At 49.9% G+C, this 16,150-nt stretch carries 13 protein-coding genes, 1 other RNA gene and 1 pseudogene; 5 read left to right on the top strand and 10 right to left on the bottom strand.

The window, feature by feature from the left end; all coding sequences use genetic code 11:
• Nucleotides 1-64: 64 nt before the first annotated feature.
• The 3 genes and pseudogenes from AQULUS_RS13195 to AQULUS_RS08600 form a co-directional block, all read right to left on the bottom strand.
• Nucleotides 65-295, bottom strand: coding sequence for a GGDEF domain-containing protein (locus AQULUS_RS13195; protein WP_408608951.1), 231 nt, complete (start codon nt 293-295; stop codon nt 65-67).
• Nucleotides 276-1,505 (bottom strand): annotated as a pseudogene (locus tag AQULUS_RS13190) (diguanylate cyclase); the annotation flags it as partial. The gene AQULUS_RS13195 and the pseudogene AQULUS_RS13190, both read right to left, overlap by 20 nt.
• A gap of 1,026 nt (nt 1,506-2,531) precedes the next feature.
• Nucleotides 2,532-2,768, bottom strand: coding sequence for a hypothetical protein (locus tag AQULUS_RS08600; RefSeq protein ID WP_172622794.1), 237 nt, complete (start codon nt 2,766-2,768; stop codon nt 2,532-2,534).
• On the opposite strand from AQULUS_RS08600, the gene AQULUS_RS08595 reads away from it, so the two are divergent.
• Nucleotides 2,767-3,342 (top strand): energy transducer TonB, encoded by a 576-nt coding sequence (locus AQULUS_RS08595; RefSeq protein WP_172622793.1) that lies wholly within the window; start codon nt 2,767-2,769, stop codon nt 3,340-3,342. The two genes, AQULUS_RS08600 and AQULUS_RS08595, sit on opposite strands and share 2 nt — an antisense overlap.
• Before the next feature lie 43 nt (nt 3,343-3,385).
• Here AQULUS_RS08595 and arfB read toward each other — a convergent pair whose 3' ends face one another.
• Complete coding sequence (gene arfB / locus AQULUS_RS08590) at nt 3,386-3,802, bottom strand: alternative ribosome rescue aminoacyl-tRNA hydrolase ArfB (RefSeq protein WP_456298084.1); 417 nt, start codon at nt 3,800-3,802, stop codon at nt 3,386-3,388.
• Nucleotides 3,803-3,976: 174 nt separating this feature from the next.
• Here arfB and AQULUS_RS08585 point away from each other — a divergent pair, with 174 nt between their 5' ends.
• Complete coding sequence (locus AQULUS_RS08585) at nt 3,977-4,945, top strand: tRNA dihydrouridine synthase (RefSeq protein WP_172622792.1); 969 nt, start codon at nt 3,977-3,979, stop codon at nt 4,943-4,945.
• Between the two features lie 27 nt (nt 4,946-4,972).
• Here the strand turns inward: AQULUS_RS08585 and AQULUS_RS08580 are convergent, their stop codons facing one another.
• Nucleotides 4,973-6,154, bottom strand: a complete 1,182-nt coding sequence (locus AQULUS_RS08580; protein WP_148339716.1) for a BaiN/RdsA family NAD(P)/FAD-dependent oxidoreductase — start codon at nt 6,152-6,154, stop codon at nt 4,973-4,975.
• Nucleotides 6,155-6,388: 234 nt separating this feature from the next.
• Here AQULUS_RS08580 and AQULUS_RS08575 point away from each other — a divergent pair, with 234 nt between their 5' ends.
• Nucleotides 6,389-6,847, top strand: coding sequence for an RT0821/Lpp0805 family surface protein (locus AQULUS_RS08575; protein ID WP_148339714.1), 459 nt, complete (start codon nt 6,389-6,391; stop codon nt 6,845-6,847).
• Nucleotides 6,848-6,881: 34 nt separating this feature from the next.
• On the opposite strand, the gene AQULUS_RS08570 is transcribed toward AQULUS_RS08575, so the two are convergent.
• From AQULUS_RS08570 to AQULUS_RS08555, 4 genes are all read right to left on the bottom strand, one after another.
• Nucleotides 6,882-9,458 carry a translocation/assembly module TamB domain-containing protein gene (locus tag AQULUS_RS08570; RefSeq protein WP_148339712.1) on the bottom strand — a complete coding sequence of 859 codons (2,577 nt, stop codon included), beginning with the start codon at nt 9,456-9,458 and terminating at the stop codon, nt 6,882-6,884.
• Entirely contained in the window at nt 9,458-11,173 is a 1,716-nt protein-coding gene (locus AQULUS_RS08565) for an autotransporter assembly complex protein TamA (RefSeq protein WP_148339710.1), read from the bottom strand. Before AQULUS_RS08565 ends, AQULUS_RS08570 begins: the two co-directional genes overlap by 1 nt.
• A 124-nt stretch (nt 11,174-11,297) precedes the next feature.
• Nucleotides 11,298-11,993, bottom strand: a complete 696-nt coding sequence (locus AQULUS_RS08560; RefSeq protein WP_148339708.1) for a L,D-transpeptidase — start codon at nt 11,991-11,993, stop codon at nt 11,298-11,300.
• Between the two features lie 220 nt (nt 11,994-12,213).
• Nucleotides 12,214-13,143, bottom strand: a complete 930-nt coding sequence (locus AQULUS_RS08555; protein ID WP_148339706.1) for an Lpg1974 family pore-forming outer membrane protein — start codon at nt 13,141-13,143, stop codon at nt 12,214-12,216.
• A gap of 304 nt (nt 13,144-13,447) precedes the next feature.
• Here AQULUS_RS08555 and AQULUS_RS08550 point away from each other — a divergent pair, with 304 nt between their 5' ends.
• Nucleotides 13,448-14,704 carry an esterase/lipase family protein gene (locus AQULUS_RS08550; RefSeq protein ID WP_148339704.1) on the top strand — a complete coding sequence of 419 codons (1,257 nt, stop codon included), beginning with the start codon at nt 13,448-13,450 and terminating at the stop codon, nt 14,702-14,704.
• On the opposite strand, the gene AQULUS_RS08545 is transcribed toward AQULUS_RS08550, so the two are convergent.
• Nucleotides 14,701-15,540, bottom strand: a complete 840-nt coding sequence (locus AQULUS_RS08545) for an energy transducer TonB (RefSeq protein ID WP_148339703.1) — start codon at nt 15,538-15,540, stop codon at nt 14,701-14,703. The genes AQULUS_RS08550 and AQULUS_RS08545 overlap by 4 nt on opposite strands.
• A 159-nt stretch (nt 15,541-15,699) precedes the next feature.
• Between AQULUS_RS08545 and ssrA the strand changes: the two genes are divergently transcribed.
• Nucleotides 15,700-16,122, top strand: a transfer-messenger RNA (tmRNA) gene (ssrA, locus tag AQULUS_RS08540).
• The last annotated feature ends 28 nt before the right edge of the window (nt 16,123-16,150 follow it).

The following is a 16,150-nucleotide window of genomic DNA, read 5'->3' as shown; positions in this document are numbered from 1 at the left end:
CATAACAGAACAGCATGGACAGTCATAAAGTTTAATTGGGAAGCGAGGGCGTTGGTCATTATCCTCACAGGCTTGCGCCGGAAGGTGAATAAACGGTTATTCGGTCTCTGCCATGCAGTTTCGAAGCGTAGAGTGCGTCATCCGCTGCGCGCAGCAGGACCTCCGTGCTGTTGCCATGCTCCGGAAACTGGGCGATGCCGATGGAAACCGAGATTGACGGTGCGGGATGATCCGGATGGCGCAATGATATCTGTTTGATTTTTTTCACGTATGGTATTGAGCCGCGAGGCCGCATCATTCAGGCTGCTATGGAAAATCACGAAGACGAATTCATCCCCACCGTAGCGGCAGGCAATATCGCTATAACGCATATTGTCTTGAAACAGTTTGCCTGCCTGTTTTAATAGATCGTCTCCCACTTCATGACCTAATGTATCGTTGATTTGCTTGAAATGATCCAGGTCCAGCATGGCGACCGTGAGAGGCGTGTTTTCACGCTGTACTCTGCGGATTTCGCGCGGTAATGTTTCATCAAGATAACGACGGTTATATAAACCCGTCAGGGGATCGCGTATGGCCTGTTCCTGCAAAGCCTCGCGAAGTTGGATATTTGCCAGCGATAACTTGATGACTTCGCTGAATGAGGTCAGCAGCTGTTGCAGATTCTCAGTGTCAACCAGGTTGATCGTGTCATTCAAATGGAATAACCCTATCAGTTTGCCTTGCACAATGAGCGGCGCGTCAAAATAGCCATTCCTCGGTGGCGAAAGAAAATGATGGCACGAGATGGTTTTTTTGTGGTGATCGATAATCAGGTTATGGCCGCTGCGGATGGCCCAGCAATCATCGGTTGAAAATACGGATTTTAACAGGTGGCTATCACCCCACTGCGATACCGTTTCCAGATGTTTGCTCTTGATATTATAAATCGCCAGTCCGCCATTGAAGCGGGGGAATAATTCCTGTGCTGTTGTCGTGATAATGGAATAGGCTTCAGCAGAGTCATGACAGACTTGCAGCAAATCATTCATCTTGTTGATGATCACGGCTTCCTGCTCGCGTTGCTGTAATTCATTGAGCGTGGAAGACATTTGCACGGTCAGGGTTGCCAGCTTTTCTTCGCTCTGTTTTCTTTCGGAAATATCCTGTATTTGTGAAATGAAATTGAGAGGTTTCCCGTTTTCATCCCGCATGATAGAGGCATTTATCAGAACCCAGACCGTGCTGCCATCCTTGCGGAGATAGCGCTTTTCCTGTTGGAAAGTATGAAATTCGCCTTGCAGCAGTTTTCTGGTGGCTTCCAGGGAAATGTCCATGTCATCAGGGTGAGTGATGTCCATGAATGTCCTGGTATACATTTCCTCTTTTGAGTACCCGATGATATCGCACAAAGCCTGATTGACTTGCAACCATTTCCCTTCCAGTGAGACGATGGCCATGCCTATGGGTGCGTTTTCCATGGTGTTTCTGAAGCTTTCTTCACTGGTCTGCAATTCGGCTTCCATACGCTTGTGTTCGTTGATGTCGCTTTCTATGGAGGCGCACATGAGATTTTGTATATTGGCCAGGTCGCCCACTTCATTTTTAACGCTGATCTGATTGCGAATATGGTAGTTGCCCAGCAGGATCATTTTGGCCTGGTTGGATAATTCAATCAGCGGTTTAAGCACCTGATGTCTTGCAAAGAAATAGGCGTAAATACATATTATCACAGCGATAAAGATCAAGATATTTTCCAGCAGGAATATTGCAGACAGAGAGGATCGCCAGTCATTCGTTTCGGACTGCATTCTCAAATTGACTGAATTGATCAATTCGGCCGCACGCTGGCCTAGTTTGGTTTGGTCTTCAAGGTATTCTTCATTCTGCAAAATGCGCTGCGCGAGTTCCTTGTCCGGTTTGCCTTTTATTGAATAAATGCCTTGCGGATCGGGGTAAAGCCCTTGCAAGGTGTAAACGGCTTTTTGAGACACGCGCCACAGATCATCGAGCCGATCGAACACAGCTTGCAGCAACGCGAGTTCACTATGGGTCAAAACCAGCAAATGCGCTGAAGCACGAAAGTCCCTGCTGGCAGAAAAGCTTGTTTTGACGGGCAAGTCTGTTGAAACGGGGTATCTCTTTAGCTGTTTGGCTACGGCTGACTGGTGAGCGATTGCGTTATTGAATGCAGCCAGATATTCGGGACGGCTGTTTACGGCATAGAGCAAGGCAAACCTTACAAGATCATTCGTGTATTGGTTCAGTTCCCTGATCAGCGTGACCGTATTGTACCGCTGATGCTCGGTTTCATTGATGTGATTCTGGATCTGATGGGATTTCATGATCAGTCCAAAAAGTATGATCCAGAGCGCGAATGCCAGAAAAATGACAACAGGATAGAATACATGAATGGAAATATTTACGAATAAGTTGGCGATGCCGGTTTTTATTGCTCTCAGAGAAAACAAATTCCACCTCATCATATATTTTTTGAGCTTGTCTGCGTTCCGATATCAATCATTGTCATCAACTTACAGTATATCAAGGAGTCAATCGGAGCATGCAATAACAGGTTCAAGTTCAGCGCCCGGGGTAATTTTTGCTTCTTCTGTTGACAGCTTGTCGCTATGATGAAGGTAACCGTCATCAACCGGATAGCCCAATCTGCCAGCAGCCATGACACGAGGTCGATATAGCCAGCTCATACAACGCAGCAGTTTCTGGTTTGCGGCCGCCTGCCATGCGTTACTGCTTTTGGCTTTGATAGTGACATGGGCGCCTCGCATGAAAACAGACCCCAAACCGTCTTTGAATGTGCCCCCCTCTCTTCCATCGTATGTGTATCGCGAAGCATCTGTGCCGCGCAGCAATGTTTTGCGCGAGAACAATCTTCCGGCCCGGGCAAACCATACCGGGACTCTCGCTGTTTTATCGCGGCAATCCGCCGGACGGCCGACTGAAGCGGCTAATAGAATCACACCGTCTTTGCCCGCCGTGCGCAAGATCAATCAGTTTAATGTGGTCAATCTGGCGAAAAAAAGCGAGCCGGTCCATTTGATAGGGGATAAAAATGTGGATGTGCCGCTGCTTGCGCTGATAGGCAAGGCATTAACATCGCGCCTTGCTTATCCTAAAATCGCGATAGATTTTAATGTCAGAGGGCTTGTGTTGATTGGCTTCACGATTCATCCTGACGGACATATCACGGATGCGCAGCTGGTGAAAACCAGCGGGGCGGGTGTGCTGGATGATGAAGCGCTGCGGGCTTTGCGCTCTATCGCACTGGTGCCGGAGGTGAACGCTTATTTGCACGAACCCCGTTTCATGGTGGTAGGCATCCTGTTCGGTACGCATGCATGACAGTAATGAGCAGCGTGTTTATCGGGCATATTCATTGAAAGGTTTATGCGCCGGGAGAAGATCTCAGTCGTTTTGTATTGGATCGCAGTTTTTTCTGATCAAGCCGGCGCTGTTTTGACGCTTTGGTAGGCCGGGTTTTGATACGCTTTTTCGGCACGACCGCGGCACGCTGAACCATTCGCTGCAACCGCGCAAGCGCGTCCTGCTTATTGCGTTCCCGAGTGCGGAAACGGCCGGCTTTAATCACCAGCCATCCTTCACGTGTGATCTGATTTTTAGCCAGCGCCAATAAACGCATGCGCACGCCTTCCGGTATTGAAGCTGACAGTCTGACGTTAAAACGCAGCTGCACGGCTGTTTCGACTTTATTCACGTTTTGGCCTCCCGGCCCTTGCGCGCGCAGAGAGATGAACTGAATTTCCGCCGGATTCAGAAATATATTTTTTGTCATTTCAATCACCTGTATATTTCCTGTCTCAATATGCCATGCGCGCGGCTCTTCAATTCCCCGAACCCCCTGTGTCCCGGGGAATGTGCGAAGCCTGTGTCTCTAAAGGTCTTCTTCATAGCCACAGTTTGCCATAAATCCGGATACAGCATAAGATTGGCCCAAACCAGAAAGAGGAAAACCGGGGTGATCAGGCCGTTGCAGCTGGGGAGCACGACTTTTCCAGTGAATCTCATACAAGGCCCGTTGGCGGGCATTAGCTGCGCTCCGTTTCGACGCTTGACGTGGCAATACAGTCAGCCGGCTTTTTCCTGCACGGAAATGATTTCCTGCAAGACGCTGATACATCAAACCGGATTCGCGCAAAAACGTTATACGCTCAAAGATCCAGGGGAGGGGCCGGTGTGTTTCCAGCTGTCCGGCGGCGATCCTCGGGAGCTCGCTGAAGCGGTCAGAATCGCGACAGATCAGGGGGCAGACCTCATTGACTTGAATTGCGGCTGCCCCGTCAGGAAAATCCGCAGCAAGGGCGCGGGCTCCAGTCTGCTGACAGATGCCAGCAGGCTTTATCATCTCATTTCCGCCATGAAACAGAATACCCATGTTCCGGTTTCCGTGAAAATCCGGGTGGAGGGCGGCGGTGAGAAATTCAATCAGGAAGTCGCGGCGGTAGTCTCCGATGCCGGCGCGGACTATCTGATTGTGCATGGGCGTCACTGGACTGAGCATTATGAAACGGCGTGCCGCCATGAAGCAATCCGGTACTTTGTGCAAGCGATGAAAATTCCTGTCATTGGTAATGGAGATGTCGCTGATCTTGAATCACTGAAAAAAATGTTCGCGACGGGCTGCGCGGGTGTGATGATAGGCCGTGCGGGTGTCGGACAGCCGTGGCTGATCAGACAGTTGATCAATGAAATGCAGCAAACCCGTTTTGCCTTGCCCAGCGCGCAAGCGCGCGGGGGAATGTTTATGGAACACGTTGAGCGTCTGTCCGAATTGCTGGGTAATGATAAATTCGCGATTCTGCAGGCGCGGACGTTTGCAAAATATTACGCTCGCGGAATGACGGCGCGAACGCAGTTTGCCGAAGCGGTCAATGCATGTGAGCATATTGAAGAATTGCGTGAATTGATCGCGCGGTTTTTTTGTTAGAATGGCGCTGCCCCGGGTTTGCCGAGATCAGGCGAATTGGCCTGCGGCCCATCCTGAAGACCAGGCCCACTGAAAATTGTATCCGCCCAGCCAGCCTGTCACATCCACGACTTCGCCGATAAAATATAATCCTTTGACGTTGACAGCTTCCATGGTCTTGGAGGACAGGGCATCACAATCCACTCCGCCCAGTGTCACCTCGGCCGTGCGGTAACCTTCGGTGCCGCTGGGTTTGATTGACCATCGCGTCAATAAATCAAGGATGACCTTGAATTCATTCTGTGAAACAGATCCCAGTTTTTTGGCGCAAAGTTCAGCGGAAAGAAAGGTTTCGACCAGCCTGCGCGGCAACAGTTCGGATAACAGGGTATTGACTTGCTTGTGTGGCTGATACTGATGAGCTGATCTGAGATGCTCGAACAAATCAGTATCCGGCAGCAAATTGATTAGCACTGTCTCGCCGGCATTCCAGTAAGACGAAATTTGCAGCACGGCGGGACCGCTGATGCCGCGGTGTGTGAACAGAATATTTTCCCGGAATTGCATGCGTTCATTCAGGAGCACGCTGTCAACAGAAACGCCGGATAATGCGGACAGCTTTTCCTTTTCATCGGCTTGCAATGTGAAAGGAACGAGTCCGGCGCGGGTGGGCCAGACGTGTATGCCAAATTGTGCCGCGATTTTGTAACCCAGCGGGCTTGCGCCCATGGTGGGAATGGATAATCCGCCGCTGGCGATGACAAGTGATTCGCACTGGTAGGTTCCCGCTGACGTCCTGATCTGATACAAATGATCGGCCGGTTTTACAACGGATTCGATTTCGGTTTCCAGCGCTATCGCTGCGTGAGACTGTGCGCATTCGGACAAAAGCATATCGAGAATGGCTTTGGATTTATGATCGCAGAATAACTGGCCCAGTTTTTTTTCATGGAACGGGATGCGGTGTTGTTTCACCAGGTTGATAAAATCCCATTGAGTGTATCGGCTTAATGCGGATTTGCAAAAATGAGGGTTATGTGAAACATAACAATCCGGATGAATGTGATAATTGGTGAAATTGCAGCGTCCTCCGCCTGACATCAGGATTTTCTTGCCGGGTTTGTTGGCGTGTTCCACCACTGCCACACTGCGGCCGCGTTTGCCGGCTTCTATCGCGCACATTAACCCGGCGGCGCCGGCGCCAATGATCAGTACATCAATGTTTTTCATGATGGCAAAGAGTACCAGTTATCAAGTTTTAAAAACGCTCATAGAGTAAGGCGTTGTGCAAAATATATCAATCAATATTCTGAATATTGATCAGACGAGTGATTCCCCTGGCGGTTTGCAGCAAGTTTCTTCTGTATATTTATCCAGGTTCCAGTACACTATGACCTTGTGAAAATCTCAAGTATTGACTATAGACAGCTGTTTTTGGGTTACATAAAGGGAGGAAAGCGTTATATGCAAAAGGCATTTATGAAAATGACTCTTGCTGTTTTGGCATCAGCTCTTACTGCTTGTTCAAGCATGCAGGGCATGCCGACCATGCCGGGTTTTGGAACAGGCAGTGAAGGAAGCCAGCAGCAGCAAGGACTGGTTGGCACCTCCGTAGATCAGACTGGAAAGGAAACCAATGTCAATATCACCATGGCGGGCGGCGGAGAAATAGGATTGAAGTCCATGGATGCGAATGATAAGACGAAAATGTCGCGCGCGCTGGACGCCGCTACCGGTAAAGCTACACATTGGGAAAACGGCATTTCCGGAATCAATTATACCGTCACGCCAATCCGCAAGGTGGTGATTCAGGGCAATCCGTTTTGCCGCGAATACCAGGTGATGGTCGTGAAAGGCCAGTACAGGAAGGAAGTGCATGGTACGGCTTGTGTCACCACGGATGGAAGCTGGCATACCATCTGAACATGAGAACGGTGCGGCAGTCAGTGCCGCTCCGTCAATCCCGCTCAAAACCAAATAATAAATCCACGCCATTTTCCAGGCTGCTGCTTTCCGACTGTATCGCCATGTTTTTGAAGAGCTGGTAACGTAAATTCAGTATGGAGACCGGGGAATAGACGCCCACGCTGTATCGCAGTGACAATTTATCCGTCAGCTGTTTGCCCAGAGACAGGGTCGTGGCATTTTCACTGGTATTTGTGTCCGGATTGAATACTTCAGTCGAACCCACATTCAATTCTGTCAAACCGGTCAGATTCTGCAGTTTTTCCGTGATTCCGCCTATGGGGCTGTTGCCGAGTTTGAGTGCCGCGGCTGCGCTGACTAAAGAAAGTTTATTGTCGCCGGATAATTCTGATTGGGGATATCCAAAGAGAAGATAGGACAGAATATCGTTCTGGCTCATTCCCGCCGGAATTGAAAATAAGGTGATATGCGGTTTTTTGATAGTGCCGTTGATTTGCATGCCAATTGTGATGAGACTGGTGCCGGTATAAGCGGGTTGAATGCCGGTATGGCTGTTGAATTGGCTGGCGCTGGTCATGGCGATGGATTGGATTTTTCGCGTCGCGCGAATATCCAGTCCGGGATTGTAAATGGAATTGCCGGTATAAATGATTCTGCCGTCTTGTATGGATAAAGGCTTGCCGTACGACTTGTAAATACCGTTGGCGAGCAGGAATTGCCCGGTAGCGGTAGGCTGACGCCCGGGAGTTTGCGAGACATCAATTCCGCCGGTAAGTTTGGCGGAAAGATTTTCGAATTGAAGGCGCGCGTTGTCACCCAGCGTGAGGTGCAGCCGGATGAAAAGATTTTCCGGCAGCGCGGCTGTTTTGGTTCCATCGATGATTACTACATCATCCGAGAGCGTCGAAGTGCTGCTGAGATCAGCCGGCGTGATGTCGGCGTCCGGAACCAGGACCACGCCATCCAGGGAAAGATTTTTTTTATCATAAGACAGATTCAGCTGCGGCGTGACCGTGATGCGGTAATCCTTTGTCTGTATGAGCTGCAGATGGTCTCCGCGTATTTGCGCGTTCAGCGTGAGGGCAGGCCGCAGAACAAGCGTGGATTGCATGTTTCCTGTTCCCTTGCCTGAGGTAAACGACGCATGGGCGGTCAGTATCCGATTGTCATATCGTCCGGTCAAGGTGATTTGTTTCAGCGTGATACCCAGTTTTGGCAGGGCTGCTTCGCCATGGTTCAATACTCCCTCACCCGTGACGACAGGAGCGGCAAGCGTGCCCGACAAAGTAATCTTTCCTGTTAAATTGCCTTTGATTCGCCGCACTTCGGGATTTAATTGTTCCAGCGCGGTCAAGTCTGCGGCGTGAAACGTCAGGACGCCGTTCAGTTTCGTATCCAGCCATTTGGATGAGTTGAACGAAGCCAGAGATAGTTGTCCGGATAATTGATTGGCTGAGCTTGCGGCAGCGGAGATATCTGAAAGCAGTGAATCTTTGCTGACGCGGGACAATGCCTTCACGTTCAATTCGGGAAGGCGGCAGTCCGCGGTGCGAATGTTGACAGCATGCAAGTCAAACTGATAGCGATCATGCTGCGGCATGTTGATGCTGACGCGCATGTTATCGATACGGGTATCAAACAGACGCACACGATTTGCCTGCAATTGCGCCGTGACATCGGGATGCCGGCGCGGACCGTTCAATGTCCCGGATGTCGCCAGGCTGCCGTGTGTTTCAGGCAAGAGAATATTCAAATCCGGGACATTGATCCGCCATTGCAGGTTCCAGTTTTCACTCAGGCTGCCGGAAAATGCTGCGCTGGCGCCGGCGATACGAAATTGCGATGGAAAGATAGTGAGCGATTGATTTTCATATCGGAAAGACGCTTGTCCCTGGACTGGGTATTGCCGGAGACGGCCGCTCAGATTGTTTATTTGCAGATGCATGATTTTGTTGGCGCGGTCTTCAGAAAATTCGGTTTGCAGGGTGAAGTTCAGGGTTCCCGGCGCGGCATCAAGAATTTCTCCAGGGTCAATAGACTTGAACGAGAGTATTGAGCGTACTCCGGCATGGGGAGCGTCGAAAATGCGGATTGTTCCCTGCATGCTGCCATGTAAGAGTGCGGCATCCAGTGTATATGCATTTTTCCCGCTCTGATGTAAGGCAACCTGATTGAATTGGTAAACAGGTGAAGCATCCAGTGAGACATTTATCTGCTTGATGCCAAGTTGTCTGATGCTCACGTTTTGCAGGGCGCGCAGATCGAAGGATGCGGCTGGTTCCGCCGGCGCGGAATGAAGACGCAGGTCTAGATAATCGGCACTTATGCCTGTCAACCGCAGACGCAGTCTGAAAAAGTCAGCCGGATTGCCGCGGATGCGCACGCCTCCAGCCTGGATGTGATCATTTTCATGGTTATAACTGATTTTTTCTATGGTGAAATCAGACAGATTGCCGCGCACATTCCGCAAGTTGATCTCTCCCGGTGTCACGGTGCGCAATAGCGCCAGCGCTGCTTTCAGTCCAGGAGTAGTTTCGCAAAGGAAGTAAATCATGACGTACAGTAAAAATGCCAGCAGCATCAGGATGCGAAAGATTGATTTTAGCATCAGAATTCGGGCCCCACGTTAAATTCAATGCTATATGGCTTGCCGCGTTTGTTTTCCGCTCGTGCGACATAGAGTTTGATCGGGCCGATGAGTGACTGGTAAATCACGCCCACGCCGTCGCCAATGCTGAACGGCGGGTCGCCATAATGGTCGCTGGCTGTTCCTGTGTCATAAAAGACTGCGCCATACCAGTTTTCCCAGATGCGGCGCTGATATTCCGCGCTGCCGGTCACCAGGTATTTTCCCGGGCCTATGCTGCTGTCAGGATATCCCCGTATGCTGGTCAGGCCGCCAGCGAAATATCTCAGCGTGAGGGGGAGATTTTCTATGTTGTTAACCAGCGTGTAGCCCAGGTCGCCGCGCAGTACAAAACGATTGTTGCCGCCCGCGCTGAATATGCTTTTGCCTTTGATTTCACCCTGCAGAAAATTGGTGGAAGACAAAAGTGTTTTGGTCGCGCCCTGTAAATTGACGCTCATGGAGAGGCCGTAATGAGGATTGATGATGTCATCGGCCTTGATGTAAGAAAAATTCAGCGCGGGATAGAGCAGTTCGCTATTTGTCGCTGACTGGTCTTCCGTGCGAAACCGTTCGGCAAGATAATTAAGTGTCAGGCTGCTGCGCCAGTGTTTCAGTTTTTTACTATAACCCGCAGACAGGTTTCTTGAATTGCTTTTGCCGTTTTTGGGCGAAAACCGCTGGTAACCTGCGCCGAAAATGAATTCATCCGTCAGTGGATTGCGGCCGGGAATGTAATATTTTGCCGCCAGCGCTGAAAAAACCGATGAAAGTTTCAACTCGGCGTTAAAATGCTGGCCGGTGTCAGTCACGCGCCTCAGGTTGATGCCTGCGCTTAAACGCGGGCCTGTGAATGTCCCGTAACCCAGGCCAAGGTCATAGCGCTGGGACTTGGGAGCGGTCAAATCAACCTGCACAGGCACATGATAATTCTCGATCTGGTTGAAATCCGGTGTGACATCCACACGCTGAAAGTAACCACTGTTACTCAGGCTTTGCTGGAATTGATAAAGTTTTTTGCTGGAGAAATGCGCATCAGTCTTGAAAAAATCGAACCGGTTTAAAAATGCCGGTGAATACGGCCCGGCGTTATAACGGATTGCGCCAAAGTAATATCTGTCCGCTGTGTCCAGAACCAGGATGACATCCGCCCGGTATTGCCGCAGATTGACGCGGACTTCGCTGCGGATAAACCTGGCTTGGATATATCCTTCATCTCTTGCGGTCTGATAGAGTGTTTCTTTTGCGTCTTCATAAGCATCGGATTCAAACACCATCCCGGGTTTCAAGGGAAAATGCTGCCTGAGTTTCAACAGTGCGGGATTGGCTTGTCCGTTCCCCTGAATGCTGACTTGCACACTGGCCAGTTTAAGGGCGGGACCAGGATAGACATGAAGCGATGCCGTGATGCCGGATTTGTTGTGCAACAGCGGGGAGATTTTGACTTGTGCCATGAAATAACCAAAGGGCTCCAATGCCTTTTTGACTTTGACGGGTGCGGTTTTCATGAAGTCATCGAGCTGAGATGGTGACGGGTTTTCGGGCAAGGTGTCAGCTTCCGCCTGCAGTTGCGCGACGGCGTTTTTTTGCGCCCGGCCTTGTATGCCGCTGATTTCAAATCTAAAGGTGTCCGCCAGAATGAGTGAGGATGCAGTCATTGTTAGCAGGAACAGAAATAAGCGGAAGCAGGTTTTCATGAGAATCAGCAGGTCTTTTAATTCATGCGGGCAGTGTTTTGAATCTCTCGTTTGCGGCTATTGTATAGTGAATGATGCGCGGGAGTCCATGCATACGGGCCATGGAGTACGGCAAGCTGAATAATTACTTATTAATCAGTACGGTCACGCTCCCCTGGCCTGCGGTAAATACCTGGTTCAGCCATTTGGCGTCATTTACGAACAATCTCACACAGCCATGGCTTGCATTATAACCTGGCACGTCATAGGAACCATGCAAGGCGTATCCGCCATTGAAGAACATGCAGTAAGGCATGGGCGCACCTCCGCGCCCCACCGGATATTTGCTTGATACGCAGCCCGCTCCCAGTTTGTGATAGATAGAAAATTTGCCAATCGAAGTATGGCATCTTCTGTTAATATCGGGGCAATATCCTCGTCCGCCGGATACGGGGCCCCAGTATTGTAATTGCCCGTCACTGTTATAAGCACCAAATGCCAGCGACTGAAGAGAGACAATAATGGTTTTTTTGCCGGGCGGATCGATTATGACCGGCAGGGGAGAGTAATTTAAAGGATCGGTGTCTCCGTTGGCAGGAATGGCGATCACGAGGCCGGCGTGTAATTTTGTATTCATGCGGTTAATGCGCATGACCAGATCCCGCATGGCGGAATCGGGGAATAATTTTTCCCATGTTTCCTTTTTCTTGACGGTGTAACATGTGTACTGACTGGAGTTCTCGCAAAGCTTGACGCCGAAACTCTTGGACGTGTTCTTTGCATACACCGGCTGACTCAACACCATCGCCATGGCAATGAAAAGTGTGATGAGAACCGTCATTTGTTTGCCCCCCTCTATTTTGTTTATGATGGAGAGCAATCCCTGCCATACAACCACTCACTGTTTGTGTATTGCTAATATTTAATATAGCACCAAGTCACGGCGCAAAGATGAAGAACAAGACCGGGAGAAATGATTTATAAAAAAAATAACAGGATAGGATCTCAGGGTTAGCCCATCCGTTCAGGGAGTGCCTGAACGGATGGGAGAAACGGTGAGATTAGAATTTGCCGGCGAGGTTGAAATACAAGCCCTGGAAATTGGTATTGATGACGGTTCCGGAATAAGAGCTGTCCTTGGTGACGCCAAAATAAGTGGTGCTCTGATAGCCTAACTGTGTGGACCAGTTCATTCCCGCGGTGGGAAAATCATATTGCAGGGCGAGCTTGGCGCCTATTCCTGGCGCGACGATTTTAGTATCCGGAATATGTTCGTTGAAGACATCGTCATTTTCATAGTCGCGCAGGTAACCTGACATGTTTCCGTAAGGAAACACGGTTTTTAATCCGCCGACCACGCCAAATCCCGGTGTGGATGGGATGGGGCGGCAGGTTCCGTCTACGCCGAACTCAGGGCCTATGCCTTTGAAATCGGTTCCGCTTTTCCGGGTGTAGAAGTCGTCAACATCGTTGCCGCTAATGATCATGTCCTTGGCCAGATGTGTGTAATTCAAACCGCCGTAATAGTAAAGATCAAAGGTGGGTGATATCGAAACGCTGTGGCCGGCGGTCAGATCAACCGAATCGTAAGAGTATTTGATCTTGCCTGTGGCATTGGTGACGGGATTTTGGAAAATGGTAAGGTCGTCCAGGTAGACGCTGTCGGAATCCGTGGCATGCAGGCGCGTGTAATCCAGATTGATGGTGCTGCCTTTGGAGGCAAGATAGTAACCTATTCCCAGGTTGTATCCGAGGTGGTAATCCGTATCAATGTTGTATTCCCTGTCATAGCTTGAAGCATATTCTGTGCCGTTGTTGGAAAATTTTTGATAGGGAAGGCCGACTTTGAAGCTCCAGCCGTTCTGACCGCCCGCATAACCAGAGTTGTAACCGCCATTGGGCTCGGCGAAAGCCTGATTTGAGAGTATGAATGCGGAACCCAGAATGACAGCCGGAATAAAACGCAGAAAGTTTTTGCGGGTGATGTCCATGCAAGTATGCTCCATTGATAAAGTTCGATACGCTAGCATGTTTTATTTGTGTTGTAAATTTATGGATAAAGGCCTAAACAGGCGCGCCCGGGGCGGGGTCAGGCAGGAATGGTTTTGTGCGGCAGACAGGCGTTTTCGGGATGCAAATTGACCCAGGAATGAGGCTTAACTTTTCCTTAATGTTCAATTTATATAATAATCAATCCGTTAATATTATGGCGCTGACATGGCCGCGCTGCCTCTGTCTGACCCGAACAAGCTGGCAGTTGAGGTGGCAGTACGGTATTTTTGAAGGAGTGTCATCATGTTCCCCAGAGAAACGCGCATGAGTCTCACGCCCATCAAAGGGGCGGTGACGCATAGCATGTCATGGCTGACTTCCAGTTTCGTCGATGTGGTGTACCGCAATCCCAGATATAATGCTGACCTCTCTCCGGATGAATCGCTTTCGATCTGGTGTGTTCATGGAACCGCGGATAGAAACAGTTCATTCAGAGGCGTCGCTGAAAGCCTGCAAAATGATTTGGCTGAAAATGTCTATGCAATTTATCTGCCGGCATTTGATAGCCGCTATACAGGAAAAGGCATTGAGCATTTTGCAATGCAGCTCACGGACAAGATTCTCGCTAGCAAGATACCAAACGTGGTTTTAATGGGGCATTCCCGCGGCGGGTTGGTGATTTCCTATCTGGCCGCATTTCTCGCGGCTGAATGCGGGTTGAACGTCAAAGTGGTCTATGCTATAGGCACGCCTTTTGGCGGATCGGACAAGGCGGGCGGATTTCTTTCCTGGATTTCGCAATCCGTCAGGCAGATGGAAATCAACAGTGATTTTCTGGAAGAGCTTGTCCGCAAAATCAAAAGCACCCAGACGCCTCACGTATTTTTCGCCGCGCTTCAGGATGCACTGGTGCCGCTTTATTCAGCGCATGTTCCCGGGCAGCATGATAAATGCATTGTTTTGCCCGACGACGGCCATTTGTCCATGATGAATTCTCCCGAGCTTATCAGCCAGTTGCGCTATCATCTGTCGCTCATGAATATCATTGTTCTTCCCGCGCGTCCTGACGAATGCATCATCGACGCATCTGTCAATTCAGAAAAGTCTTACTCTGTTTTTGATGAGGAGGATGAGGAGTATGTCATTGTCAGCGGTTCCGAAGCCTTGACTATGCGCGACGCCTGCAATGAGCTGAGTGCTTATACCGAAAAAATGAAATTAAAAAAACATATGTGGTCAGCCGCCGCAAAAATCCAGATTCTGGAAATACTGCAAGCCCGTCTGGGCAGGATATACCAGGGGGGCGAGCGTGAAGAGTATCCTGAAGCGGTGTCGGTGGGGGATTATATCGCGGCATTTTTGCAGGATACTGCCGTTATGGGCGGAGCCAAACCCATTGATGCGCTTAACGCGCCGTTGAATTTCCCAGTTTCTCTCCTGACCAGCTCGAACGCTGACACGCAGATTTTTATCATGGGGTTGATGTCCAGATATCAAAACGTCTTGCTGCCAGCGGTGTCTCGTGGAATGGAAATGAAACGGACGAATGGCAGTTGCTAGTAAAAAACGAATCCCACGATAAAATGCTTGGGCTTGGATATGTAACGGTCTGCGCCTATGACGGCGGGAGCTGAATTCACCGCGTATAACGCCGCTGCATCCAGGTCCTGATTGCTGCTGGATTTGACCATGCGCACATCGGTGTAATAACCTTCGGGGTGAAGTGTCAGTTCGACCAGGACTTTGCCCCGGATTCCAAGCTCCCCGGCCATGCGCGGATAACGAAAATGTGCTGACAGCGAGCGGCCCATCAGTTTGATTAATGGATCGGCAGGCGCGTTGTCGTCACCGATCAAATAAATGGGTTCGGATTCCCGCGCTTTCGTGAGATCTCGCATCTGATCTTCTTTTAACAGATTCAGTGAATCAGAAAGCAGGGATTTTTCCCGCCGCGCTTTTTTGGGTGCGGGGGAGGGGGTGCGGGTTTTTTTGACCTGCACCACGCTTTGCGTATGGGTGACGTTTTCAAAAGATTCTTCTGCGGCGGAATTCTCGGCTATTGTTTTGGCGGTTTTGGTCGTGTTGGCTTCCGTGGGTTCATTTTTTTTCACGTTTTGAGCGGGGCGGCTTTGCAGGGAAGGTTTGATGGAGCCGGTATAGGTGTACGCCGGAACAAAGTCGGTAGGCATTTTTTCCTTTTTTTCCAGGGTTTTTTCCGGCGGCTCGGGGGCGGTAATCAGGGCGATGATGGAGAAAAGCAATAATAAATGCAGAATAAGCGACAACCAGAAACTCGTCACCGCCAATCGTTTTGTAGTGCTTGTATGCATGCTGATGGAATCCAGTCTGTCAATCAATGCCGGGGCAGTCTGCAATTGGAATATCCCAGGCCGCATCGTCCTCTCTTTACTTATCGTATACTAACCGGTGCTGTCCCCTGAAGCAGATTTTTAGCGTGGCGACTCGCAGAAGCTTGCCTTTGCGCCATAAAGTTACTAACATTCAATCAGTCTGTTTTAATAAATAAGCTGTTCGATAGACTATACTTTTAATTGGGGGGCGACCTGGTTTCGACGTGGATTGCGAAGCTTGAGGCGCATGCCGAGGATGTAACAAAACCTCGTAAAAAACTGTTACAAACCAAATAGTTGCCAACAAAAAACGCAACTTCGCTGTTATCGCTAACGACCGCTTCTTCAACGAAGAAGTCGTTGCAAAAGCCGCCTAAACACCGGCACAGCGCCATCCACCGATTGTGCTTGTACGATCGGATGCTTGCGAAAGCAAGTGTAGGGTGGTCATAGCATACAAGCTCGCAGACTGATAAGCCCGGGATCAGGCTGCTAAAACTGACGGGATCGCTGCCTGGACATCCTTCCAGCCGGAGGTAGGGCAGCCAGATGAAATGACTGGATAAGCATGTAGACCCGAGAGTAGAGGATTCGCGGACGCGGGTTCAATTCCCGCCGCCTCCACCAAATTAACTTCCTATAACATCCAAAATAA

Source organism: Aquicella siphonis, assembly GCF_902459485.1.
Taxonomy (GTDB): Bacteria; Pseudomonadota; Gammaproteobacteria; order DSM-16500; family DSM-16500; genus Aquicella; species Aquicella siphonis.
This window is presented reverse-complemented; position numbering and strand designations above follow the sequence as displayed.